Origin of the sequence: Streptococcus sp. zg-86, from assembly GCF_017639855.1 — a bacterium.
Classification (GTDB): Bacteria; Bacillota; Bacilli; order Lactobacillales; family Streptococcaceae; genus Streptococcus; species Streptococcus zhangguiae.
Window position 1 is genome coordinate 189,231 of record NZ_CP072115.1, and the last position, 23,869, is coordinate 213,099.

General features: G+C 40.0%; 24 protein-coding genes. 18 read left to right on the plus strand and 6 right to left on the minus strand.

The genetic code is table 11. The annotated features are described in order from the left end of the window. Positions 1 to 75 precede the first annotated feature (75 nt). A complete protein-coding gene (locus J5M87_RS01085; protein WP_154607782.1) occupies positions 76 to 462 on the plus strand; it encodes a GFA family protein in 387 nt (128 codons plus the stop codon). A gap of 680 nt (positions 463 to 1,142) precedes the next feature. On the opposite strand, the gene J5M87_RS01090 is transcribed toward J5M87_RS01085, so the two are convergent. Next, positions 1,143 to 1,925 (minus strand): formate/nitrite transporter family protein, encoded by a 783-nt coding sequence (locus tag J5M87_RS01090; RefSeq protein ID WP_154607882.1) that lies wholly within the window; start codon positions 1,923 to 1,925, stop codon positions 1,143 to 1,145. Positions 1,926 to 2,106: 181 nt separating this feature from the next. Here J5M87_RS01090 and J5M87_RS01095 point away from each other — a divergent pair, with 181 nt between their 5' ends. Continuing rightward, a complete protein-coding gene (locus J5M87_RS01095) occupies positions 2,107 to 3,360 on the plus strand; it encodes a S41 family peptidase (protein ID WP_154607781.1) in 1,254 nt (417 codons plus the stop codon). A 155-nt stretch (positions 3,361 to 3,515) separates the two neighbouring features. On the opposite strand, the gene J5M87_RS01100 is transcribed toward J5M87_RS01095, so the two are convergent. After that, positions 3,516 to 4,190, minus strand: a complete 675-nt coding sequence (locus J5M87_RS01100; protein ID WP_208769376.1) for an HXXEE domain-containing protein — start codon at positions 4,188 to 4,190, stop codon at positions 3,516 to 3,518. A gap of 146 nt (positions 4,191 to 4,336) precedes the next feature. On the opposite strand from J5M87_RS01100, the gene J5M87_RS01105 reads away from it, so the two are divergent. Then, positions 4,337 to 4,882, plus strand: coding sequence for a TetR/AcrR family transcriptional regulator (locus tag J5M87_RS01105; RefSeq protein WP_154607779.1), 546 nt, complete (start codon positions 4,337 to 4,339; stop codon positions 4,880 to 4,882). Between the two features lie 205 nt (positions 4,883 to 5,087). On the opposite strand, the gene J5M87_RS01110 is transcribed toward J5M87_RS01105, so the two are convergent. After that, on the minus strand, positions 5,088 to 5,684 hold the full coding sequence (locus J5M87_RS01110) for an LOG family protein (RefSeq protein WP_154607778.1): 597 nt from the start codon (positions 5,682 to 5,684) through the stop codon (positions 5,088 to 5,090). After that, positions 5,681 to 6,001, minus strand: coding sequence for a MazG nucleotide pyrophosphohydrolase domain-containing protein (locus tag J5M87_RS01115; protein ID WP_154607777.1), 321 nt, complete (start codon positions 5,999 to 6,001; stop codon positions 5,681 to 5,683). The genes J5M87_RS01110 and J5M87_RS01115 overlap by 4 nt, the downstream gene beginning before the upstream one ends. A gap of 1,059 nt (positions 6,002 to 7,060) precedes the next feature. On the opposite strand from J5M87_RS01115, the gene J5M87_RS01120 reads away from it, so the two are divergent. Beyond that, entirely contained in the window at positions 7,061 to 7,168 is a 108-nt protein-coding gene (locus J5M87_RS01120) for a putative holin-like toxin (RefSeq protein ID WP_240622974.1), read from the plus strand. A gap of 332 nt (positions 7,169 to 7,500) precedes the next feature. On the opposite strand, the gene rpmG is transcribed toward J5M87_RS01120, so the two are convergent. After that, complete coding sequence (gene rpmG, locus J5M87_RS01125; RefSeq protein WP_002262412.1) at positions 7,501 to 7,650, minus strand: 50S ribosomal protein L33; 150 nt, start codon at positions 7,648 to 7,650, stop codon at positions 7,501 to 7,503. Between the two features lie 15 nt (positions 7,651 to 7,665). Beyond that, a complete protein-coding gene (gene rpmF / locus J5M87_RS01130) occupies positions 7,666 to 7,848 on the minus strand; it encodes a 50S ribosomal protein L32 (RefSeq protein ID WP_067088000.1) in 183 nt (60 codons plus the stop codon). A gap of 341 nt (positions 7,849 to 8,189) precedes the next feature. On the opposite strand from rpmF, the gene hisS reads away from it, so the two are divergent. The 14 genes from hisS (at position 8,190) to J5M87_RS01200 (ending at position 23,852) form a co-directional block, all read left to right on the plus strand. Then, positions 8,190 to 9,470 (plus strand): histidine--tRNA ligase, encoded by a 1,281-nt coding sequence (gene hisS, locus J5M87_RS01135; RefSeq protein WP_154607776.1) that lies wholly within the window; start codon positions 8,190 to 8,192, stop codon positions 9,468 to 9,470. 258 nt (positions 9,471 to 9,728) lie between these two features. After that, the gene (gene adhE, locus J5M87_RS01140; protein ID WP_154607775.1) at positions 9,729 to 12,377 is read left to right on the plus strand and encodes a bifunctional acetaldehyde-CoA/alcohol dehydrogenase; all 2,649 of its coding nucleotides are present in this window, start codon (positions 9,729 to 9,731) and stop codon (positions 12,375 to 12,377) included. Between the two features lie 235 nt (positions 12,378 to 12,612). After that, a complete protein-coding gene (locus J5M87_RS01145; protein ID WP_154607774.1) occupies positions 12,613 to 13,605 on the plus strand; it encodes an acetylxylan esterase in 993 nt (330 codons plus the stop codon). Between the two features lie 92 nt (positions 13,606 to 13,697). Continuing rightward, the gene (locus J5M87_RS01150) at positions 13,698 to 14,405 is read left to right on the plus strand and encodes an N-acetylmannosamine-6-phosphate 2-epimerase (RefSeq protein ID WP_154607773.1); all 708 of its coding nucleotides are present in this window, start codon (positions 13,698 to 13,700) and stop codon (positions 14,403 to 14,405) included. 156 nt (positions 14,406 to 14,561) lie between these two features. Next, a complete protein-coding gene (locus tag J5M87_RS01155; protein WP_154607772.1) occupies positions 14,562 to 15,887 on the plus strand; it encodes an ABC transporter substrate-binding protein in 1,326 nt (441 codons plus the stop codon). 225 nt (positions 15,888 to 16,112) lie between these two features. Beyond that, complete coding sequence (locus tag J5M87_RS01160) at positions 16,113 to 17,000, plus strand: carbohydrate ABC transporter permease (protein ID WP_067088019.1); 888 nt, start codon at positions 16,113 to 16,115, stop codon at positions 16,998 to 17,000. A gap of 10 nt (positions 17,001 to 17,010) precedes the next feature. Next, on the plus strand, positions 17,011 to 17,841 hold the full coding sequence (locus J5M87_RS01165; protein ID WP_119875943.1) for a carbohydrate ABC transporter permease: 831 nt from the start codon (positions 17,011 to 17,013) through the stop codon (positions 17,839 to 17,841). 376 nt (positions 17,842 to 18,217) lie between these two features. After that, positions 18,218 to 18,670 carry a YhcH/YjgK/YiaL family protein gene (locus J5M87_RS01170; RefSeq protein WP_154607771.1) on the plus strand — a complete coding sequence of 151 codons (453 nt, stop codon included), beginning with the start codon at positions 18,218 to 18,220 and terminating at the stop codon, positions 18,668 to 18,670. Between the two features lie 16 nt (positions 18,671 to 18,686). Then, positions 18,687 to 19,343, plus strand: a complete 657-nt coding sequence (locus tag J5M87_RS01175) for a YesL family protein (protein WP_154607770.1) — start codon at positions 18,687 to 18,689, stop codon at positions 19,341 to 19,343. Between the two features lie 152 nt (positions 19,344 to 19,495). After that, positions 19,496 to 20,413 (plus strand): dihydrodipicolinate synthase family protein, encoded by a 918-nt coding sequence (locus tag J5M87_RS01180; RefSeq protein ID WP_154607769.1) that lies wholly within the window; start codon positions 19,496 to 19,498, stop codon positions 20,411 to 20,413. A 47-nt stretch (positions 20,414 to 20,460) separates the two neighbouring features. Then, positions 20,461 to 21,354: an ROK family protein gene (locus J5M87_RS01185; protein ID WP_154607768.1), complete on the plus strand. Its 894-nt coding sequence runs from the start codon at positions 20,461 to 20,463 to the stop codon at positions 21,352 to 21,354. 24 nt (positions 21,355 to 21,378) lie between these two features. Further along, positions 21,379 to 22,227: a MurR/RpiR family transcriptional regulator gene (locus J5M87_RS01190; RefSeq protein ID WP_154607767.1), complete on the plus strand. Its 849-nt coding sequence runs from the start codon at positions 21,379 to 21,381 to the stop codon at positions 22,225 to 22,227. A gap of 65 nt (positions 22,228 to 22,292) precedes the next feature. Then, positions 22,293 to 22,955, plus strand: a complete 663-nt coding sequence (locus J5M87_RS01195) for an HAD family hydrolase (RefSeq protein ID WP_154607766.1) — start codon at positions 22,293 to 22,295, stop codon at positions 22,953 to 22,955. Between the two features lie 96 nt (positions 22,956 to 23,051). Then, complete coding sequence (locus tag J5M87_RS01200) at positions 23,052 to 23,852, plus strand: hypothetical protein (RefSeq protein WP_154607765.1); 801 nt, start codon at positions 23,052 to 23,054, stop codon at positions 23,850 to 23,852. Positions 23,853 to 23,869: the final 17 nt, after the last annotated feature.

Sequence of the window (23,869 nt, forward strand, 5' to 3'; positions counted from 1 at the left end):
AAAAAATCAGTCAAGGTTAGGCAATGCAGGACCTTGATTTTTGGTAAGATGATAGGATGAAATTGGAGGAATCAGATGATTAAAGGCTCGTGTCTGTGTGGGAAAGTGACCTATGAGGTGACAGAATTGATCTCTCCCATTGTCTTTTGCCATTGTTCATTTTGCAGGAAGGCTTCTTCTACAGCCTTTTCGGCAAATGCCTTGGTAGATTTGGCTAGTTTTCAACTGCTATCTGGCCAAGAAGCATTGGTAATCTACGAATCCTCACCAAGGAAGATTCGCCATTATTGCAAACAGTGTCATAGCCAACTCTATCACACAAAGGCAGATATGCCAGGTCAGCTGACCTTGAAGTTGGGGACAATTGATAGGTGTGACCAAGATTTGGGTAAGTTGGAGCGCAAGCATATCCATGATGAACAAACGGTTCCTTGGTTATACTCGTCAAAAATCAACATCTGACGTCGTTAACTCATCTTGCTTCAACAGTCCAGCGGACTGTTGAAGGTTGGAAATAGGGCTAGCGAAGAATTGTTCGCTAGCCTCTTCTACTAGAATGTTGATTTAGCAACGCTTTACAAACCAGACAATATTTCCAAGCTCAGGTATCAATCGTCACTCCCCTGACTATTGATATGCGCTAAACTGTTACATACACAAAAATAATGAGGTCAGGGACTTTTTATACGTAATCTTCCAGAATACATTCGTTTGTGGGTGAGAACGACCGAGCTCATCCGTTATCCCAGTCTCTCAGCATAACCTCCGTTACCCCCTGCGTTTTTTAGGACACAAGCTACGCTAGCTTTATCTATCACCTTCCACAATTCTCAGTTGCAAGGGGCGAGCTGCACTCTTTCTATTTCCAGCCTTCCACAATTCTCAATTGTGGAAGCTAGTCAGATGTTGATTTTTATAGAGTCTTAGTTGACGAATAGATGTTTGGCTAAATGATGAAAAATGGGAGTGGGACAAAAATCGTGATTTCGTAGAAATCGATTTTGTCGTCCCACCCCCGCAAGGTTGGCTAGGTTTGTAGAATGTTGATTTATCAGTGTTTTACAAACCAGACAACTACTGCGTCAAATTGTTAAAGCTATAAAAGAAGCAAAGCTGGACACTTTTGTCCCAGCCTCATTAGTTTAGTCCACATAAGCGGTCGATTGGTTGTTAAGCCAGCTATAAAGCAGTCCAATGACTAGTCCACCACCGACATAGTTTCCAAGACCTGAGAAGAGAAAATTAGAAAGAACAGAGAGAAGATTCATACCTTCCACCGTTCCACCTGTTGAGAAGAAGGCGAGAGAGAAGGTTGAGAAGTTGGCGATAACGTGCTCAAAGCCGAGGAAGGCAAAGATAAAGATAATGAAAATGACGGCAATCGCTTTTCCAGCATCATCCTTCATCTTTAGAAAGACAAAGACGGCGATATTGACCACCATATTGGCGAAAATTCCCTCGACAAATTGAGTGAGCGGTGTTTTGGCAAGCTTGGCAATGGTACCTTGCACTAGATAGCTATCCATAGCCACATGCCCAATGGAATATGGAGCAGTCTGCGCTAGTAAGAAGCAGACGATGACCGCACCAACAAAGTTAAAGAAGATACAGGTTGCTAGAATCTTTAGGGCTGTTTTGGTTGGAATAACCTTGCGATAAATAGCTACTGTCATATACATCATATTCGATGTGCCGAGCTCTGCATTCATATAAAGAATCATGAGGAGGCCCCAGCCAAACATGAGACCGTAGCTAAATTTCCCGATGCCTGCTGCCACATGTTCTAGCTTGTCAGCTGTGTAAAGCGCAATGGCAATCCCAAGTGCCAGATAGACACTCGCAAAAATAGAGCGAAGGGCATATGCCCAATAGTTGCTTTCAATCAAGTCAGCTTTTTTCTTGATACTTTTATCAATTGTATACATCAATGCTTGATCTTGTCCTGCCACAGTAAATACCTACTTCTTTTTTATTTGATATATTTATCACAATTTATACTATACCAAAAAATTGGGAAAAATGTAAGGGCTTTTATAAAGAAAATACAGCTTGCAAATCACTCTATTTTAGGTATAATAAAAAACAAGTAATAATAGGAGGGATGATATGAAAAAAAGAGAAATTTTTGACCAAGTGGTCGAGATGATGCGGACTGATTCAGCGACTAAAAAGGATATCATTGGGGCGGATCCAGACATATATCGTCAGAAGATATCAGACGACATATCAGAAGAGGAGTTTCTGTATCACATGCATTGTTACCTCGCTAGTTTTGGCATTCTTTCTCATGTGTCCTTCTTCAAGAAGAATCGCAAAGCGCTCGCAGTTCGTCTTAAGCGCCAAGGAGACATGCTCTATGTAGTGGAAGCAGATCCCGCGACCAATCTTCAAAAAGGAGATAAGATTATTGCACTTGACGGTTGCGATATTCCAACCCTGTACCAAGAACATCGATCCTATTTTACGAGTCCTACTGAGGAACGCCAAGCACAAGAATGGAAATATTTTATCCACAAGGCTGACAGACTCACAGTAATAAGGGCAAATCGGAAAGAGGAGATTCGACTTCAAAAAGTGGATCAGGCGACGGAAGACAGTTTTGAAGTGAAGCAGTTACAGCCTGATCTTGTCTACCTTAAAATGGAGAATTTTTGGAATGAGGAAAAAATAGGAGCCCTTTACCAAGAAGCAGCTCCCTTACTAGAACAAGCTACCTACCTCATCATTGATGTTCGTGTCAATCATGGAGGCTCAGATTCTCTCTACTTCCCCTTAATCAAATACGCTTTACCAGAAGGGACAAGTCTTGCAGAAATGGATTTGTCGGGATCAGGTATGGAAGTTCTCTACACAGAGAGAAATGTTGATTTGCGTTTAGCTCTATTTCAAGAAGATTTGAAAGATGAGCATTTATCGGAAGAAAGTCGCCAGTTCTTGCTGGAGTTTATTGACGAATTACAGACTAATCGTGGCAAGGGTTATGTTGTTCATAAGGAGGACGACTCCGATAGAGAGTATTTTGCTGGGATTGTAGGTACTGCTAAGCCAGAGAAAATTTTTGTATTATCAGATGTAGAGTGTGGTTCCTCTGGAGATAATTTTGTTCAGATAATGAAAGACTTGCCTAAGGTGACGGTACTTGGCAGACCGACCATGGGTATTTTGGACTACTCTAATTGCTGCTTCGTAGATTTTGATGACTACCAATTCATGTTTCCAACCTCACGTAATCTTGATCTTGATTTAGGAAAAGGCATGACAGATAAGGGGGTAGAACCAGATGTGTTCATTCCCTGGACTCCGGAACACTTAGAGCGTGATGTGGACTTGGAAGAATGTTTGAAATTGTGTATAAAATAATAAAAAGAGTAAGAGTCTTGGTACCTTCAAGGTACTAATGATTCTTGCTCTTTTATCTAAGTCTTGTTAGATAGTCATATGCTGCGGATGTTCGATAAGTTGTGATTATCAAGGTCAAATTGTTATCAAGAGGTGATTAGGTTGAAATCGGAAATCTATTCTCCAAATAATTGTTGAACTCTATTCTCCATATCAAAACGCTTCATTTCCTTTGGTTCAAATGGGTACTTGCTGTTTTTATTAGGAAGTACTTTGTAAGTCATCCAATTTAGGAGAATGAGAAATGCCCCAATCGTATAAATGAGACCGAATAGCCAATCCCAACCAGATGCTAATTGATGGGAAGTAACGTAGTAAATATAGTAGATTCCAATTGGCAAATGGAGCAAGAGACACGCAGCTAGACCAGGATTGTAGAGTGTTTTCAATAATTTATTAGCAACAATTCCGTGAAGAATGCATTGTCCTAGCCCAAGCATGATGGGCATCATCCCAAACCAGATAAGATTTGGCATAAAGGCTGGTAAAAGGTATAAAATGAAGGTATAAAGTGAATTTACCAGCATAGCTGAAAATTGATTGAGAGGATACCGGTCTTCCAAACCTTTTATGGTATTTTGGTGCTGAAACACTCGATTAATGATGGCTGGTTCTCCTCCAGGGAAATGGTATTCTTCAAATTGATGGAAACACAGGGCCATAAAACTCAACAATTGGATACACACCATGATATCTAGAGTATTCCAACGGAAAAATAAAAACAAAATAGTCACGATTCCAGCCATAAAGGCTACATCGTACCATCTACGAATAAAATAGTTTATCATCATGTCCTCCTTTTTAAGACTTTGTTAGTATAAACGAGACTGGCTCGCGAAACAACCATCAAATAGCGTCATTTCATTGCTTAAGCGATAAATAATCCAATTTTGTTGCATATTTGATTAACGGTGCTCTTTTTGAGATAATAAAATGTATGAAGCAACAAGATTTACGCGTGCTGAAAACAGAGAAGAATATCAAAGACAGTTTTATAGCTCTTCTACAAGAAAAAACATTTTCAGCCATTACTATTCAGAATATTTTAGACACAGCAGTCATCAATCGAAGCACCTTCTACCGTCACTATGCGGATAAATTTGATTTGGCAAACCATATTAACCAAGAATTGGTCGTACAAATTAAGAGACTATTAGAGATTCGGTATCGTCCAACAGGGTCGGTTGCTCTGACGATTCAAGAGATGAATCAAGAATTTCAGTCTTTTTTTGAACAAAAAGAGCTCTTTCTGGCCATGCTTACTATTTCTCATGAGGAAGTTCATCTGAGGGAAGATTTACTAAATGTGATGATAAGCCACTACCAAGAAAATTTTAATCAAGAAGACTTAGAAGCACAGCTGTTTGCTAGTATTGTTTTTACGACCTTGTTCTATAGCCTGACCCATAATCAAGTGCTGGAGTTAGAAATGGTCAAGAAGAGCATGGTGCAGTTGATGGAGAATTTTAAAAAAATAAATTAATGGATGAGCAGTCTAGACGATGGATTATATCAATAGAGTATAAATTGAAAATAAACAGGTATTTTTGTTTACAGTCCGACATGATAAAAGCCACAGATTCACATGAGCCTGTGGCTTTTACGGCGGTGTTCATTTGGCGTATGAACGTGGAAAGATGACATGAGGAATGGGAGAAATTTCGTTTTACAACAGTAAAGTGGCCTTCTTATTTTGCTATACTTTCTTTTTTAGATACCTTTCTCCGATACTCACGCGCTGCAGGTGGTTGATAGCTTGCAATAAAGTGTTCGATTTGTTCTAAATCATCTGAGAAGAGTGTTTTTTCTCGATCTTCTAATGTCAAAAATCCTGTGCTAACCATGGTATCAAAGAATTGTTCCAAGGCCTGATAGTAGCCTGCAATAGTAAAGAGGATGCAGGGTTTGTCGTTTTTTCCGATTCTTGCCCATGAGATGACTTCGCTGATTTCTTCTAAAGTACCAGGACCACCAGGCAGTGCGATAAAAGCATCTGCCTCTTGTATCAAGGCCAATTTACGTTCAGACATGGTTTCAACTGTACGTAGTTCTGAGAGATGAGGATGGGCGAGTTCACGATCTTTAAGAAATTCTGGAATGATACCAATGACTTGCCCACCATGTGCGAGGACCGTATCTGCAATCAAACCCATGAGTCCAGTATTGCCACCGCCGTAGACCAATGTATGGCCATTTTCTGCAATCCATTTGCCAAGGGCAATTGTTCCTTCTTGATAGCTTGGATTTTCTCCTAAACTTGCTCCGCAGTAAACAGTTATATTCATTGTCCTTTAAACCTTTCTTCTAACTTTTCCTTATGGCTCGTCATGATTTCTTCAAGCGAAATCTGGTAGATATCTGCGATAATAAACAAATTATCTAATACATCACCTAGCTCCTCACGAATGTGGAGGAGATTTTCTTTCTGGTTGCTAATGGGTTCATCGGGGCGATCTCGTCCAATCTCTATTTTCCGAATCGCCTGTGCTAGCTCTCCTACCTCTTCACAGAGAAAATTAGTCCGAATAAAAGGATTGTAGGCATACCAACCACGCTCTTTGTAAAAACGACTGACCCAATCTTGGTAGTTCCGAATGTCCATGTTTGTCTCCTGATGGTACTTTTTAGTATTATAGCACGATTGGAAAGGTGATGACAATTTATAGGTCATTATCTATCTTGTGAGGAATTTTGTTTCTTTTATCAGCGATAGCTGATAACACTTCTTGGGAAATCTCATTGAAGTCTGTCTGCTAGAGAATTTTCCATCAGAATTTACAAAACAAACACCACAGCAAATTGCAGATAAGATTTATAATATTGAACAAGCTAACAATGTATATCATACCATATGTTCGAATGGTTGCTCAACCTTGTCTTGGTACTTCTGCTTGTCAGTGTAGCTTCAGGGCTTATTGCGGAATGGCTAATCCGTAAGTACCTTGATAGAAAATAGCCTGAGTATCTCAATCGCATAGATACAAAAAAACCACTAGGAAGTTTTGGAAGCCCTAGTGGTTTTTATAATGCTTTTAGGTTGCTCAACTTTATCGCACTTCTATTATAACATATACTTGTTATTATGTCGCGTGATATAACGGCATAGCATTAGCAATTCATCTTATATTTACTAAAGTCATATAAATATTTTCATATAATCGCTTCAAGTAGGAAATAAACAATCCACTTAGAGAGCCAAGGCAATGAGAAGTGAAGAGAATAGAAAAGCCTTAAAGCGTTTGGAGTCAAATAATGGCTATTTAATGAGGAAATAACCAATAGAGAGACTTCGTTTTACATAAATAAAAAACATTCTTAAGAGTAATCTGAAACCGATAATTTGAAAATCTCGGTTTTTGGTTTCTTAAAAATCGTTGGAAAGACTCCGCTATTTCAGCGACTTTTAAGAAAGAAAATGATATACTTGATTTAGTAGAAAAGTGAAGACGGTGGCTCCTATTTCTGAAGGGAGGTGTAGAAATAGTCTGGGGAGAGACTATTTCTACTGGGCAAATCATCGAAATCTAACGGAATTGAACACGGTCTAAAATCCTAGCGAAAAAGAGAAATCTCCTATGAAATGTTTATCATTTCTAGGAGATTTCCTATTTTCTTGCGGATTTTTTAACGACCTTTGTATCTTGATGAAAGGAGGAGCTGAATTTTGACAGCTTTTGAAGTTGTACAAACGATTCTAGGTTTTGGTAGTTTTACCATTGCTCTGATTGGTTTGTGCTATAAAATCTTCAAAAATGATGTAAAAAAATAATCCGTCTATGACTTTGAGCAAGTAGGACGGATTAAATCTATTCTATGAGCCGCCGTCTTTTTAACGGCTCTACATTGGAGTTGGATAGCCGTCCAACTCCTTTTCTAATACCATTGTAGCATTTTTAGAAAATAATGCAAGTAAAGAACGAATAGTATATAAAAACCACTCGCATGAGTGGTTTAATCGTTATCCGTTTCAATATTTTTATCTAAAAATGTAGAGAAAAATGTAGAGATTCGATTGATTTTTATTGCAATATAGTGAAATTCAGAATTTCAAGAATCGCTTTAAATCAAGGTTTCTACTGTCTATTGACGTGTAGTGAATCCCTATTTTACCTCAGTGAAAATCACGTGTTTACGCAATTTTGGTGAGTATTTTTTCAATTGAAGACGGTCTGGAGTGTTACGTTTGTTTTTAGAAGTAAGGTACAAGCGTTCACCAGATTCTTTGTGTTCAAGTGTAATATTTACGCGCATGGTATCTCCCTTCTATTATTCAGCTGCAGCAGCTTTAGCAATCTTACGTCCTTTGTAGTATCCTTTCAAAGATACACGGTGAGAACGTGAGTAATCTCCAGTAGTTTCGTCAAATTTTACAGATGGAGCTGTCAATTTGTAGTGTGTACGACGTTTGTTTTTCTTCGCTTTTGATGTGCGACGTGCAGGTACTGCCATTTCTTTTTTCCTCCGTTGTAATGGACGAGCGAGGCTCGTTTTAGTTTCATAGTCCGTCTATTTTCACTTATTACATTGTTAATGCATCTTGCTTAACTCCAGTTATGCCTGCGATGCATTGCCTAGTACTAAATGAAAATAGAAAGGCTATCCTATTCATTTGGCTTTTGCCAACTGTAATAGAATATCATATTTTTTTTGTAAAGTAAAGTTACTTGACAGATTTTTTGAAAAATATTTTTAAATGACAGAAATAATCACAAAAGTGTGCTAAAATAGAGGAAGAAAACCAAGTATTGTCTATATCAGCACCGATTATTGATAGAAAGGAATAGAAGAAGATGAAATTTCAGAAACCGAAAGGGACACAAGATATCTTACCAAAAGAATCTGCCAAGTGGCAGTATGTAGAAGAATTTACACGAAAGACTTTTGGCAAATACAATTACCAAGAAATTCGCACGCCAATATTTGAACATTATGAGGTGATTAGTCGCTCGGTTGGGGATACCACAGATATCGTGAGTAAGGAGATGTATGATTTCTATGATAAAGGAGATCGCCACATCACGCTTCGACCTGAGGGAACAGCGCCAGTTGTACGTTCTTACGTAGAAAATAAGTTTTTTGCGCCAGAAGTCCAAAAACCTGTGAAATTGTATTATATGGGCTCGATGTTTCGTTATGAGCGGCCACAGGCAGGGCGTTTACGTGAATTTCACCAGATTGGGGTAGAATGCTTTGGTTCAAGTAATCCTGCAACAGATGTAGAAACGATTGCCATGGCAGCCCAGTTTTTCAAGGAAATTGGCATTCAAAATATTACGCTGCACTTGAATACCTTGGGAAGTAGTGCAAGCCGTACCGCTTATCGTCAGGCTTTGATTGATTATTTAACGCCACTGAAAGCAACTTTATCGAAAGATAGCCAACGCCGTTTGGAGGAAAATCCTCTCCGTGTTCTAGATAGTAAGGAAAAAGAAGATAAGCTAGCAGTTGAGAATGCACCGTCTATTTTGGATTACTTGGACGAGGAAAGTCAGGCGCATTTTGATAGTGTTCGGGAAATGCTTGAAAGTCTTGGAATTGACTATGTTATCAATACCAACATGGTTCGTGGCTTGGATTATTATAACCACACGATTTTTGAATTTGTTACAGAGGTGTCTGGTAGTGAATTAACCATTTGTGCGGGTGGACGCTACGATGGGCTAGTGGAGTATTTTGAAGGACCAGCAACGCCAGCTTTTGGTTTTGGAATGGGAATGGAGCGTTTGCTTCTCGTTCTTGAAAAGCAGGGAGTTGAGTTACCTGTGGCAGAGGAATTGGATGTGTACATCGCTGTCTTGGGACAAGAAGTAAATGGTAAGGCTTTGGAAATTACTCAAGCTCTTCGTAATCAAGGATTTAAGGTCGAACGTGATTACTTGGGTCGAAAACTCAAGGCACAATTTAAATCTGCTGATCAATTGAAGGCGACAGCCCTTATTGCTCTTGGTCAAAGTGAGATGGAGCAAGGTCAAGTTACCGTTAAAAATAATCAAACACGAGAAGAAGTCATTGTGAACTTGGAAGAATTAGAAACAAATTTCAAGGAAATCATGGAAAAAATCGGCAAATAATCAATGAAAACCAGGAAAATGTCGTAAAATTTTCCTGGTTTTCATTTGTGAAATAAAAAAAGTTTTATAAAATTTTCACAAATTCAATTGAAAATTCCTTGTTTTACAAGCATATTAGTGAAAAAATCACAAATCTTACCGGAATTCTTTGTGAATTTTTTAACAAACTATTTACAAAACAAAAGAAAAGGTGTAGAATATATTTGTGAAAAAGTTAACAAAAGAAAGTTGACAGAAAACAATTTGGAGGAATCATAGATGGCTGAGAAAACAGTATCACCAGAGGAAAAATTAGTAGAAGCTCGTGCGCATGTTGATAGTCTTGTGCAAAAAGGTTTAGTGGCCCTGGAGGAGTTTCGTCGGTTGAATCAAGAGCAGGTAGACTATATTGTTGCAAAAGCATCAGTAGCAGCGCTTGATCAACATGGTGCCTTAGCTCTTCATGCTTTTGAGGAAACTGGGCGTGGCGTTTTTGAAGACAAGGCGACAAAAAATCTGTTTGCCTGCGAACATGTTGTCAATAATATGCGTCATACAAAAACAGTTGGTATCATTGAAGAAGATGATGTCAATGGATTGACCTTGATTGCAGAACCAGTTGGTGTGGTTTGTGGTATTACTCCAACAACGAATCCAACTTCAACAGCTATCTTCAAATCATTGATTGCTCTGAAAACCCGTAATCCAATCGTCTTTGCTTTTCACCCATCTGCACAAGAATCTTCAGCACATGCGGCTCAAATTGTTCGTGATGCTGCGATTGCAGCGGGTGCTCCTGAAAACTGTATACAGTGGATTACAAAACCATCTATGGAAGCAACATCTGAGTTGATGAATCATGACGGAATTGCGACAATCCTTGCAACAGGTGGAAATGCCATGGTGCGTGCAGCCTACTCATGTGGAAAACCAGCTCTTGGTGTGGGTGCAGGTAATGTTCCTGCTTATGTTGAAAAATCTGCTAATATTCGTCAGGCAGCTCATGATATTGTCATGTCTAAATCATTTGATAACGGAATGGTCTGTGCCTCTGAGCAAGCAGTGATTATCGATAAAGAAATCTATGATGAATTTGTCGCAGAATTCAAATCATATCATACCTATTTTGTGAATAAAAAAGAAAAAGCCTTGTTAGAAGAGTTCTGCTTTGGGGCAAAAGCCAATGGTAAAAACTGTGCAGAAGCCAAACTCAATCCAAATATTGTTGGGAAATCAGCAGTTTGGATTGCTGAGCAAGCAGGATTTACGGTACCAGAAGGAACGAATATCCTAGCAGCGGAATGTAAAGAAGTAGGCGAAAAAGAACCGCTAACTCGTGAAAAATTATCTCCAGTTATTGCTGTTTTGAAATCGGAATCTCGCGAAGACGGAATCAATAAAGCGCGCCAAATGGTGGAATTCCACGGACTCGGTCATTCTGCAGCGATTCACACAGCAGACGAAGAATTGGCTAAAGAATTTGGGCAAGCCGTACGTGCTATTCGTGTCATTTGCAATTCTCCATCTACCTTTGGTGGAATCGGAGATGTTTACAATGCCTTCTTACCATCATTGACACTAGGCTGTGGCTCTTATGGGCGTAACTCTGTCGGTGATAATGTGAGTGCTATTAATCTCTTGAACATCAAAAAAGTAGGAAGACGTAGAAATAATATGCAATGGTTTAAAGTTCCTTCAAAAACATACTTCGAGCGCGATTCGATTCAGTATCTTCAAAAATGTCGCGATGTAGAACGGGTGATGATTGTCACAGACCATGCCATGGTTGAACTTGGGTTCTTAGAACGAATTCTTGAACAGCTAGAACTTCGTCGCAATAAGGTGGTATACCAAATTTTTGCGGATGTAGAACCTGATCCAGATATTACAACTGTCTACAAGGGTACAGAGTTGATGCGTAGCTTCAAACCGGATACCATCATCGCCCTTGGGGGAGGTTCTCCAATGGATGCTGCCAAGGTTATGTGGCTCTTCTATGAGCAACCAACAGTTGACTTCCATGACTTAGTTCAAAAATTCATGGATATTCGCAAACGTGCCTTCAAATTCCCAGAATTAGGTAAGAAGACGAAATTTGTCGCTATTCCAACAACATCTGGTACAGGATCAGAAGTAACACCATTTGCTGTTATCTCTGATAAGGCAAATAACCGTAAGTACCCAATTGCAGACTATTCATTGACACCGACCGTAGCGATTGTGGATCCAGCGCTTGTCATGACTGTTCCAGGCTTTATTGCAGCTGATACAGGTATGGACGTCTTAACTCATGCGACAGAAGCCTATGTATCACAAATGGCGAACGATTACACAGATGGTCTAGCCTTGCAAGCCATTCGCTTGGTCTTTGAAAGTCTTGAAAGTTCTGTTAAGAATGCTGATTTTGAATCTCGTGAGAAGATGCACAATGCTTCTACTATTGCAGGTATGGCTTTTGCTAACGCCTTCCTAGGAATTTCTCACTCAATGGCACATAAGATTGGTGGTAAATTCCATACTATCCATGGACGCACCAATGCCATTCTCTTACCGTATGTCATTCGTTACAATGGTACTCGTCCAGCTAAGACTGCAACATGGCCTAAGTACAATTACTACCGTGCAGATGAGAAATACCAAGACATTGCAAAAATGCTTGGCCTTCCAGCTTCTACACCAGAAGAAGGGGTAGCTTCTTATGCCAAAGCGGTTTATGAACTCGGTGAACGCATTGGTATCAAGATGAACTTCAAAGATCAAGGGATTGATGAAAAAGAATGGAAAGAAGCAGCACGTGATTTGGCCTTCCTTGCCTATGAGGATCAATGTTCTCCTGCAAATCCACGTTTACCAATGGTTGACCATATGCAAGAAATCATTGAAGATGCTTATTATGGTTACAAGGAACGCCCAGGTCGTCTAAAATAATCACCAAGGATTCCCCCAATAAAATACAGTAGAAGAGTGAAAAGTTTCTTTTCACTCTTCTATTTTTTATCAAAAAGAAAGTAGTTTCAATATGAATAGCTGTTTGATAAAAAATAGGTTTTTTAAAAGTATTTTCGGAACTACTTTCTTTTTGTTATAAAAATGTTGAAAATATTTAAAGAAGTGGTATACTAAATGTAAAGGCTTACATAAAATATAGAAAGGGATTAAAAAGATGAGAGATCCCCTGATAATAGAAGAAATGCGAACCTATCGTGGTCGTGATGAAGTACCATCCGATTTTGATGAATTTTGGAATCGTGCGATTGCAGAGTTAAAACTTCCTGTAGACTATCGCTTGATTGAAAAAGAATTCGGTCTTCCGACGGTCGAGTGTTATGAAATTCAATTTGACGGAACCAATGGTGGTAAGATTTATGCCCGTATGGTTGTGCCAAAGGGAGCTGAAAAATCTCCTGTGATTTTCCATTTCCATGGCTACATGGGACGAGGATTTGACTGGGCGGATATGTTGTCTTATACGACAGCAGGCTATGGTATCGTTTCAATGGATGTACGTGGTCAGTCTGGCTATTCTCTTGACGGCCCTCGAGATGTTCGAGGAAATACAGTCAAGGGACAGATTATCCGTGGTGTAGTGGATGGCCCAGAACATCTCTTCTATAAAGATGTGTATTTGGATATTTATAGTTTGGTAGAGTTGGTGGCTGGTTTCGAGTTCGTTGATGAAACGCGTCTATCTAGCTATGGTGGTTCCCAAGGTGGAGCTTTAGCCCTTGTTGCAGCAGCTCTTAATCCACGGATTACCAACACGGTTGCGATTTATCCTTTCCTATGTGACTTCAGACGGGTTTTGGAGATTGGTAATACTAGCGAGGCTTACGATGAGTTGTTCCGCTATTTCAAATTCCATGATCCATTCCATGAAACAGAAGAAGAAGTGTTTGCGACACTAGGTTATATTGATGTGAAAAATCTAGCTCATCGTATTAAAGGATCTGTTAAGATGGTTACAGGCCTTGATGATGATGTCTGCTACCCTATCACACAATTTGCTATGTATAACCGTTTAGAATGTGAAAAAGAATACCACCTCATGCCAGAATATGCCCATGAAGGAATGTTCGTCTATACGAATAATAAGGTATTTAACTGGCTTTGTGGCACACACTTTGACAGTAAATCATTAATGACGGAATTTAAATAAGAGTGTTTCTGTTGAGACAAATGAGGTGGGGTTAGCCTTGTTTTTACCAACAAAAAGAAAGCGCTTTAAAACAAAAAGAAAAGGAGGAAGATATGGCGACACTATCAAAAGATGAACTGATAGCCCAGATAAAAGACGGGATTATTGTTTCCTGCCAAGCTCTTCCGCATGAACCTCTTTATACAGAAGAGGGAGGAGTCATGCCTCTGCTAGCGAAAGCAGCAGAAGAAGGAGGCGCGGTTGGCATTCGTGCCAATAGCGTACGTGATATTGAGCAGATTCAGCAGGTAACCAATTTACCGATTATCGGTATTATCAAGAGAGACTATCCGCCACAAGAACCATTCATCACTGCTACGATGAAAGAAGTTGATGAGCTAGCAGTTCTTGGAATTGCGGTGATTGCACTTGATTGTACGAAACGGGAGCGTTACGATGGTTTGACTGTGGCAGAATTCATTAGACAGGTCAAGGAAAAATACCCAGATCAATTATTAATGGCAGATATTAGCACCTATGAAGAGGGTTTGGCTGCTGTTGAGGCTGGTGTGGATTTCGTTGGCACAACCTTGTCAGGTTATACTGCTTATAGTCGACAAGAGGATGGGCCAGATCTTGAATTGATTCAGAAACTCTGCGATGCAGGAGTTGACGTCATTGCAGAAGGTAAGATTTATTACCCAGAAGAAGCAAAAATCATTCATGACTTCGGGGTAAGAGGTATTGTTGTTGGTGGAGCGATTACGCGTCCAAAGGAAATCACCAAACGCTTTGTGGCTGCGGTGGATTCCTCAAAATAAGTTAGGAAAGTTATGGATTAGCTAACAATGTTTAGACATCCAGTAACTACGATGAAAAAATGAAAAAGGGGAGTTGACGGTATAAGGAAAAGAAATAATAGATTTAGTCGTCGTATCACTTGTCCTTAATAGGACCCAATAAAAAGGAGAAAAAGAATGAAATTCAATAAATTAGTTTGTTCGATGTTAGCAGGCGCATCTATTCTATCTTTGGCAGCATGTGGCAATTCTGGCGGAAGTGCTGATAAGAAAGATATGTCTGAAGGCTCAGATAAAACAGAAATTACTTGGTGGGCTTTCCCAGTATTTACGCAAGAAAATGCAAGCGATGCTGTTGGAACATACGAAAAATCAATCATTGAAGCATTTGAAAAAGCAAATCCAGATGTGAAAGTAAAATTGGAAACAATTGACTTCAAGTCTGGTCCAGAAAAGATTGTAACAGCTATTGAAGCAGGAACAGCACCAGATGTACTCTTTGATGCACCAGGACGGATTATCCAATATGGTAAAAATGGTAAATTGGCTGAATTGAATGACCTCTTTACAGATGAGTATGTGAAAGATGTTGCCAATGATAATATCATCAATGCCAGCAAGGCAGGCGATAAAGCCTATATGTATCCAATCAGTTCTGCTCCATTCTACATGGCTATGAACAAGAAAATGCTTGAAGATGCTGGTGTGGCTGACCTTGTAAAAGAAGGTTGGACAACTGCTGACTTTGAAAAAGTATTGAAAGCATTGAAAGATAAGGGCTATACACCTGGTTCACTCTTTGCTAGTGGTCAAGGGGGAGACCAAGGAACTCGTGCCTTTATCGCAAACTTGTACAGTGGTGCAGTTACAGATGATGCTGTTAGCAAGTATACGACAGACGATGCAAAATTCGTGAAAGGTCTTGAAATGGCTTCTAGCTGGATTAAAGACGGTCTTCTTTCTAACGGTTCACAATTTGACGGTGGAGCAGATATCCAAAACTTTGCAAACGGTCAAACTTCTTACACTATCCTTTGGGCACCATCACAAAATGGTATTCAAGGAAAACTCTTGGAAGCAAGTAAAGTAGAAGTCGTTGAAGTACCATTCCCATCTGACGAAGGTAAACCTGATTTGGAATACTTGATTAACGGATTCTGTGTCTTCAACAACAAAGATGACAAGAAAATTGAAGCATCTAAGAAATTCATCCAATTTATCGCAGACGATAAAGAATGGGGTCCAAAAGACGTGAAACGTACAGGAGCATTCCCGGTTCGTACTTCATTTGGTAAATTGTATGATGACAAACGCATGGAAACTCTAAGTTCTTGGACTCAATACTACTCACCATACTACAACACAATTGATGGCTTCGCTGAAATGAGAACACTTTGGTTCCCAATGTTGCAAGCTGTATCAAATGGAGATGAGAAAGCTGATGCTGCTTTGAAGACATTTACTGAAAAAGCAAATGAAACTATTCAAAAAGCAATGAAATAATCAATTAGATAAGGCATACGCCTATCGAGATAATGTTGAGGGATGGGCTAGTTGCGGTGATTAGATAGCATTTAGCTCCTTCTAGACAATGTATAATCTTCCCCCTTTTCTCGTCCATTTTCCTTGAATGAAAAAGGGGGATTATTTTTATCAAAGTGAGGCGGAAATACCATGAATATCGGTTTTTATGCCTTCTCATATCTTACATAAGGAGAGGTGTTTAGTGTGAAAGTTAATAAAATAAGAATGAGAGAAACGATTGTTTCCTATGCATTTCTAGCACCGGTTTTAGTCTTCTTTGCCATATTTGTATTAGCTCCGATGATCATGGGATTTATCACTAGTTTCTTTGATTATTCGATGACGGCTTTTCAATTCGTTGGTTTAGAGAATTATAAACGGATGTTCCAAGATCCTGTATTTATCAAATCCTTGATCAATACGGTGATTATCGTAATCGGCTCTGTACCAGTTGTTGTATTTTTCTCTTTGTTTGTGGCATCTCAGACCTACAGTCAAAATGCGATTGCTCGTTCCTTCTATCGTTTTGTCTTCTTCCTACCTGTTGTTACAGGGAGCGTTGCCGTAACGGTTGTTTGGAAATGGATCTACGATCCACTATCAGGGATTTTGAACTTTGTCCTTAAATCTGGTCACTTTATTGAGCAAAATATTAGCTGGTTAGGGGATAAACATTGGGCCTTGCTCGCTATCATTGTGATTCTCTTGACAACATCTGTCGGTCAACCGATTATTCTTTATATTGCTGCAATGGGAAATATTGACAATTCTCTTGTCGAAGCGGCGCGTGTAGACGGTGCGACAGAATTGCAAGTATTTTGGAAAATTAAATGGCCAAGTTTGTTGCCGACAACACTCTATATTGCGATTATTACAACGATTAACTCTTTCCAATGTTTCGCGCTTATTCAGCTCTTAACATCTGGAGGACCAAACTACTCTACTAGTACCTTGATGTACTACCTATATGAAAAAGCCTTCAAGCTCTCTGAATATGGCTATGCAAATACCATGGGTGTCTTCCTTGCGGTCATGATTGCCCTTATCAGTTTTGCCCAATTCAAGATTCTTGGAAATGATGTGGAATACTAGGAGGACAAGCATGAAAAAGAAAAAATTAACTCCATTTACAGTGATTTCGACAATCATTTTGCTTTTGTTGACGGTACTCTTCATCTTTCCATTTTACTGGATTTTGACAGGGGCCTTTAAATCTCAACCAGATACGATTGTGATTCCACCTCAGTGGTGGCCAAAAATGCCAACCATGGAAAACTTTGAGCGGTTGGTTGTGCAAAATCCCGCCCTTCAATGGATGTGGAATAGTGTCTTCATTTCGTTAGCAACCATGCTTTTGGTCTGTGTGACATCTTCTCTAGCAGGCTATGTTCTTGCTAAGAAACGGTTCTATGGTCAACGGATTCTCTTTGCGATTTTCATTGCCGCTATGGCTCTTCCCAAACAAGTTGTATTGGTACCACTTGTGCGAATTGTCAATTTCTTAGGAATCCATGACACACTTGCTGCGGTTATTTTACCGCTAATCGGTTGGCCATTTGGGGTGTTCCTCATGAAACAATTTAGTGAAAACATTCCAACAGAGCTATTGGAATCTGCCAAGATTGACGGTTGTGGCGAAGTTCGGACCTTCTGGAATGTTGCCTTTCCAATTGTCAAACCAGGTTTTGCAGCTCTTGCTATTTTCACCTTTATCAATTCTTGGAATGACTACTTTATGCAGTTGGTTATGCTGACATCACGTCAAAACTTGACTATTTCACTAGGGGTTGCAACCATGCAGGCCGAAATGGCAACTGACTACGGACTCATCATGGCCGGAGCAGCCATGGCAGCCGTTCCAATCGTAGCCGTCTTCCTTGTATTCCAAAAATCATTCACACAAGGAATCACCATGGGAGCTGTTAAAGGTTGAAATAGTTCGGGGAACTATTTCAATCGGGAAATGTGGCAAAGCAAGGCTTTGCTTTCCCCTTCGGTGCAGGAGCCTGCTTCAAGTTGGAAATTCGGCAAAACGCAGTTTTGCCTTCTGCTCAGTTTGTGGAGCTTGTTTCAAGTTGGAAATAGGCAAAGCGAAGCTTTGTGTTCAGCTTAGTCCAGTGAACTATTTCAATCGAGAAATGTGGTAAAGCAGAGCTTTGTGTTCTATCTCTTTTAATCTTGATATTGGGATTAAAAGGGTTGGTTGGGCAGTGGTAAATTCTTGCTTAATCAGCGAGAAGAGAGAACAGCTACTTTTCCGACACTCCCAAGTTTATTTCAAAATGAATTGTAGAAAATGAGGAAATCGTATGATTTTTGACCAATTACAGGATATAGGTCGTTACCGTGGCCTACATCCTCATCTGGATCAAGCGATTGAGTATCTGTTAACACATGATATGGCAAGGTTTGCTTTAGGGCGATACGCCATCAATGAAGACAAGGTCTTCTTCTTTGTGCAGGATAATCAACTCAATAAAGAACCAGATGATCAGTTTGAATACCATGAACGTTTTGCGGACATTCACTTTTTAATAGAAGGACAGGAATTGATGCATTACGGCCAGCAGGTGAAAGAAGTTACCAAGGATTATGAAAAAGAGAGCGACATTGGCTTTGTTCGTTGTAACCTCGCGACTCCGCTTCATCTGACAAATGAAAATGTAGCGATTTTCCTACCAAATGAACCTCATCAGCCCAATCTATATGATCAGGCAGGTGACAGAGTCAAGAAATGTGTAGTAAAAGTGCTTATTGATTAAGAAAGGAAGATGAGAGATGAGAAATAGGAGTAACCAGTTGTTGGAATCTGTTTTCAATACGGACAATCGACTGATGATAGTCTGTGAAAAAATCTTGGATTTGGTCACACTCAATCTCTTGTTTCTGATTTCTTGTTTACCGATTGTGACGATTGGCATTGCAAAAATCAGCCTCTATCGGACCGTGCAAGAAGTAAGAAATAGCCGCAGGGTACCCGTTTTACGGCTTTATGCTAGGACCTTTCGTTCGGAATGGAAACAAGGCCTTGCTCTAGGAAGTATAGAATTGATGGTAACCGTCGTTTGTTTCTTCAATATCTTGTTCTTCAGAGGGCAAACAGCTATGCTATTTCAGGGAATGAAAATGCTGGCATTTGGGCTTTTCTTCCTAATGAGTATGGTCATGCTTTATGCCTATCCTTTGGCTGCTCGTTTTGAACAGAGTCTGCAAGAAGTCTTGCAAATAGCCTTTGTGGTAGCCGGTCTGCATTTCCTTTGGACTTTTGGGATGTTGGTCTTTGTTGCCGTGTTTGCCTTTTTGCTCATAGGGTCAAGCTGGACCATTGTCTTTGGAAGTATGTTCTTCTTGTTGGCAGGATTTTCAAGTTTAGTCTATTTACATCTTGGAATTCTTGAGCCGATTTTTAGAAAATATGACCATTTACCTCAATAAGAGGGTTGCCAATACCGATTAGATAAAAAAATTCCTTCACAAGGTAGGTCAGACTGGCTTGATGAAACCAGAAAAGACCTTCTGGAGTTGGCGTTTTATGTAGATAGAAAGACGAAGAAAGAATGTACACTTTCTTTGTAGTGGAGAAATAAATGAAAAACTTAGAAAAATACCATGGAATTATTCCCGCATTTTATGCCTGTTATGATGAAAATGGGGACATTAGCCGAGAAGGTGTTCGTAGCCTAGCAGAATACTTTATCGCAAAAGGCGTACAAGGCTTATATGTCAATGGCTCTTCTGGAGAATGTATCTACCAAAGTGTGGCAGATCGTAAAATTGTGCTAGAAGAAGTAATGGCCGTTGCAAAAGGGAAATTAACCATTATTGCCCATGTTGCTTGCAATAATACAAAAGATAGTATCGAATTGGCGCGCCATGCAGAAAGTCTTGGGGTAGATGCGATTGCGGCGATTCCACCAATTTATTTCCGCTTGCCTGAATACTCTGTTGCCCAATACTGGAATGACATCAGTGCAGCAGCTCCAAATACGGATTTTGTGATTTACAATATTCCTCAGTTGGCAGGTGTAGCCCTTACTCCTAGTCTCTACAAAGAAATGCTTAAAAATGAACGGGTTATTGGGGTGAAAAATTCTTCTATGCCAGTTCAGGATATTCAAATCTTTGCTAGTCTTGGTGGGGACGACCATGTCGTCTTTAATGGGCCAGATGAACAATTCCTAGGTGGTCGTCTCATGGGTGCTGCTGGCGGTATTGGAGGAACTTATGGTGCTATGCCAGAACTCTTCTTAAAACTCAACCAATTGATTGCAGACAAGGATTTGGAAACAGCTAAAGAATTGCAATTTGCCATTAACAATATTATCGGTCACTTAGTGGTTGCGCGTGGCAATATGTATGCAGTCATCAAAGAAGTGTTGCGAATCAATGAAGGCTTGAATCTAGGTAGCGTGCGTTCGCCTCTTACTCCAGTATGTGAAGATGATAAAGAGGTTGTTGAAGAGGCTGCTCGCCTAATTCGTGAAACCAAAGAACGGTTCTTATAAGAAAAAGCTTGTGGGAATTGGTTTCCCGTGAGAAGAAGAGGTGGCTCATGAAAACATATGTTGCCATTGATATTGGTGGAACCAGTATCAAATACGGTTTGATTGATGAAAACGACCAGCTGGTTGAAAGCCATGAAATGCCGACAGAGGCTCATAAGGGTGGACCAGCGATTTTAGAAAAGGTGGCGGGGATTGTATCTGGCTATCTGAAAACGGTCAGTCTGTCAGGGATTTGTATTTCCTCAGCTGGGATGGTTGATCCGGATAAGGGAGAGATTTTCTATGCTGGACCACAAATTCCAAACTATGCTGGTACACAGTTTAAACATGATTTGGAAGCCCAGTTTGGTATTCCATGTGAGATTGAAAATGATGTTAATTGCGCAGGACTTGCAGAGGTTGTTTCAGGAAGTGGGCAAGGTGCCAGTGTTGCGGTTTGTTTGACAGTCGGTACAGGTATTGGGGGCTGTCTCTTGATTGACTCCCATGTTTTCCATGGCTCTAGCAATGCGGCCTGTGAAGTAGGTTATCTTCACCTGCAGGATGGAGCTTTTCAAGATTTGGCGTCAACTACTGCCTTAGTTCGCTATGTGGCAGAAGCCCATGGCGACGATGTCAAGGATTGGAATGGACGGCGGATTTTCCAAGAAATTCAAAAAGGCAATCCGCTCTGCGTGCAGGGAGTGGACCGTATGGTGCACTATTTGGCAAAAGGGATTGCCAATATCTGCTATGTAGCCAATCCAGAAGTAGTGATTTTAGGTGGTGGTATCATGGGTCAAGAAGCGATTTTGAAACCAAAAATCGAAGCGGCTTTAAAGGCACATCTTGTTCCAAGTATTGCAGAAAAAACCAAGCTAGCCTTTGCCCAACATCAAAATACAGCGGGTATGTTTGGGGCCTATTATCACTTTAAACAACAGCAAGCTAGTCGTTCATAAGAAATAGAATGAGGAGAAAGGGACATGGTATCATTAGAGAAAAATGTGATTCCGATGATTGAAGCAGTTTATAGTGATTTCACACATATCGAACGGAAAATTGCGGATTATTTTCTCTCAGAAGCTACGGAAGATGATCAGTTGTCCGCAAAAGTTGTTTCTGAAAAGTTATATGTTTCCTTACCCTCATTGACGCGATTCGCTCAAAAATGTGGCTTTTCAGGTTATCGGCAATTTGTCTATGCCTTTCAAGAAGTCAATCTAACAACTGAACCTAGCCATGTGAACCGCGATCTTACTAGACATGTTTTGTCTGACTATGGCGAATTATTGAATAAGACCTTCTCGCTTATTGATGAAGAGCAGTTTGTTCGAGTAGGGCACCTGCTAAACAATGCTAAGCGTGTCTATATCTATGGACAAGGTAGTTCGGGACTAGTCGCACGGGAAATTGAATTTCGTTTCATGCGGTTAGGAATGGCCTGTAAGGCAGTTACAGATGACCATATGATTCGGATGAACCGTGTCACCTTAAATGATGAGTGCTTAGTTATTGGAATATCTGTGTCAGGTGAGTCAACCAGCATTATTAGTGCTGTTCGAGATGCACGGGAAGTTGGTGCGAGTACGGTTCTGCTAACCTCAAAGAATGGTCAAGAATTGCGGGATAGTTGTGATGAATTGGTACTCGTTGCCATTAAGAAAAATCTTGCTCAAGGGAACATCATCTCACCTCAGTTCCCGGTTCTAGTCGTGATTGACATTTTTTATGCCTACTATACTGATTTAGACCGAGATGCTCGGAATAAATTATTCACTAATACGCTTTCAGCCTTACAAGTGAAGGAAGAAGTAGACGAAAATGAGATGTAGAGCGTTTCTGCTCTCATTTTTTTATGTTATAATAAAAAGAAAACGGTTACAGAAAAGAGGGCGACATGATAGAAGCAATTATATTTGACATGGACGGAGTGATCGTTGATACAGAGTATCTAGATTTTCAGCTTCAAAAGGATTTTGTACGTAGTATTAGTAAGGAAATGAGTGTTGAAAAGGAGCAAAAATTTTCGAAGTTAATTGGTCGTTCTTATGCTTATTTGGCGCAAGCGATTAAGGATCTATCTGGCAGCAGCCTTTCGTTAGCTGAGATTAGTGAACAGCTAGAAGAATATGCGAAAGAGCGGTATCAGGATATCGATTATCTATCCTTGTTTCGGACAGATATGATTGATATTTTGGATTATGCCAAAGAAAAAGGTCTCAAACTAGCCGTTGCCTCCTCCTCACGAAAGGAGCACATCGAGGAAGTTTTAGAGAGTTGTGGTATCTTGTCTTATTTTGATACCGTGGTCAGTGGTGAAGCATTCACAGAAAGTAAGCCTAATCCAGCCATTTATTTGGCGACCTTGACAAAATTAGGGGTAGATGCCCAATGTGCCATCGCAATCGAAGATTCTGCGTATGGTATTGCAGCTGCTAAGGCGGCAGGTGTACGGGTGATTGCCTATCAAGAAACAAGAATGCCGATTGATCAAAGGCAGGCAGATTTTCTTTGTCAGGACATGGCTGCTATTTTTGAGTTGATTCAATCTCTCGTTTAGCAACTTTTTGTTCAGTAGACGCAAAGAGTCCGATATGATATACTAGGGCTGATTCATCAAATTCTGATAGAGAATGTATGAAATGGAGAAAATAGTATGGTAAACTGGATTTACAGATACCAGAAAGAAGTGCTGGTTGGTTTGTTTCTTTTGCTCGCAGTGGTGTCCTTTTTTGTTTTATCAGACTCTCAGCTGGTTTTAAACATGAATGCCCAATCGATTCTTGCTTTGGATGAGAAAAAAGAAACGGTTTTAACCTTAACAGCCTTGACGGGAACAACGTCTACAGCTATCACCTTAATTCCAGGAGATGTTGGTGGCCCCTTAGCGGAAAATATAGCTGATTTGGCAGATTATTTACTAGTGGTGTATGCTGGAATCTGGTTGCAAAAATATCTTCTGTCAATTACAGGTCTAGTGGTCTTTAAATGGCTTGTCCCAGGGGCACTTGTCCTTTTTGCTGGGAATATCTACTTAAACAACAAGAAGGTCAAGCAGTTAGCAATCCGTCTCTCGCTTTTTTCAGCTGTTATACTATTTATTATTCCTACGAGTGTCTTTGTGTCGAATAAGATTGAGTCGACCTATAATAGTTCCATCGCAAAGACCATTGAAGCCGCTCAGCAAGTATCTGAAACAACTAAGGAACAAAGTGAGAACTCTATTTGGGAAAAGGTGACAGGGGCAGCAAAAGGATTGCTCGAGAAGTTTGAGACTGCTTTTGGAAATATGGTGGATGCTGTAGCGGTATTAGTTGTGACCACTTGTGTGATTCCTCTGCTTGTATTTGCCTTCTTTATTTGGCTATGTAATGTGATTTTTGGCTTAACTTGGTCTCCTTCCATCCCTAAAAAAAGAGTGATAGGAAAGATTGTTCGAGGTCGTTCCTCTCGTTGAATTAGTATATGATTAAG

Bases quoted from the DNA above. Each gene is read 5' to 3' on its own strand.
- J5M87_RS01090 (WP_154607882.1), bottom strand. From the start codon at position 1,925: ATGTATACAATTGATAAAAGTATCAAGAAAAAAGCTGACTTGATTGAA.
- J5M87_RS01085 (WP_154607782.1), top strand. From the start codon at position 76: ATGATTAAAGGCTCGTGTCTGTGTGGGAAAGTGACCTATGAGGTGACA.
- J5M87_RS01180 (WP_154607769.1), top strand. From the start codon at position 19,496: ATGAAAAACTTAGAAAAATACCATGGAATTATTCCCGCATTTTATGCC.
- J5M87_RS01115 (WP_154607777.1), bottom strand. From the start codon at position 6,001: ATGGACATTCGGAACTACCAAGATTGGGTCAGTCGTTTTTACAAAGAG.
- J5M87_RS01155 (WP_154607772.1), top strand. From the start codon at position 14,562: ATGAAATTCAATAAATTAGTTTGTTCGATGTTAGCAGGCGCATCTATT.
- J5M87_RS01190 (WP_154607767.1), top strand. From the start codon at position 21,379: ATGGTATCATTAGAGAAAAATGTGATTCCGATGATTGAAGCAGTTTAT.
- J5M87_RS01100 (WP_208769376.1), bottom strand. From the start codon at position 4,190: ATGATGATAAACTATTTTATTCGTAGATGGTACGATGTAGCCTTTATG.
- hisS (WP_154607776.1), top strand. From the start codon at position 8,190: ATGAAATTTCAGAAACCGAAAGGGACACAAGATATCTTACCAAAAGAA.
- J5M87_RS01165 (WP_119875943.1), top strand. From the start codon at position 17,011: ATGAAAAAGAAAAAATTAACTCCATTTACAGTGATTTCGACAATCATT.
- J5M87_RS01150 (WP_154607773.1), top strand. From the start codon at position 13,698: ATGGCGACACTATCAAAAGATGAACTGATAGCCCAGATAAAAGACGGG.
- J5M87_RS01095 (WP_154607781.1), top strand. From the start codon at position 2,107: ATGAAAAAAAGAGAAATTTTTGACCAAGTGGTCGAGATGATGCGGACT.
- rpmG (WP_002262412.1), bottom strand. From the start codon at position 7,650: ATGCGCGTAAATATTACACTTGAACACAAAGAATCTGGTGAACGCTTG.
- J5M87_RS01170 (WP_154607771.1), top strand. From the start codon at position 18,218: ATGATTTTTGACCAATTACAGGATATAGGTCGTTACCGTGGCCTACAT.
- J5M87_RS01200 (WP_154607765.1), top strand. From the start codon at position 23,052: ATGGTAAACTGGATTTACAGATACCAGAAAGAAGTGCTGGTTGGTTTG.
- J5M87_RS01195 (WP_154607766.1), top strand. From the start codon at position 22,293: ATGATAGAAGCAATTATATTTGACATGGACGGAGTGATCGTTGATACA.
- J5M87_RS01175 (WP_154607770.1), top strand. From the start codon at position 18,687: ATGAGAAATAGGAGTAACCAGTTGTTGGAATCTGTTTTCAATACGGAC.
- rpmF (WP_067088000.1), bottom strand. From the start codon at position 7,848: ATGGCAGTACCTGCACGTCGCACATCAAAAGCGAAGAAAAACAAACGT.
- J5M87_RS01185 (WP_154607768.1), top strand. From the start codon at position 20,461: ATGAAAACATATGTTGCCATTGATATTGGTGGAACCAGTATCAAATAC.
- adhE (WP_154607775.1), top strand. From the start codon at position 9,729: ATGGCTGAGAAAACAGTATCACCAGAGGAAAAATTAGTAGAAGCTCGT.
- J5M87_RS01145 (WP_154607774.1), top strand. From the start codon at position 12,613: ATGAGAGATCCCCTGATAATAGAAGAAATGCGAACCTATCGTGGTCGT.
- J5M87_RS01105 (WP_154607779.1), top strand. From the start codon at position 4,337: ATGAAGCAACAAGATTTACGCGTGCTGAAAACAGAGAAGAATATCAAA.
- J5M87_RS01110 (WP_154607778.1), bottom strand. From the start codon at position 5,684: ATGAATATAACTGTTTACTGCGGAGCAAGTTTAGGAGAAAATCCAAGC.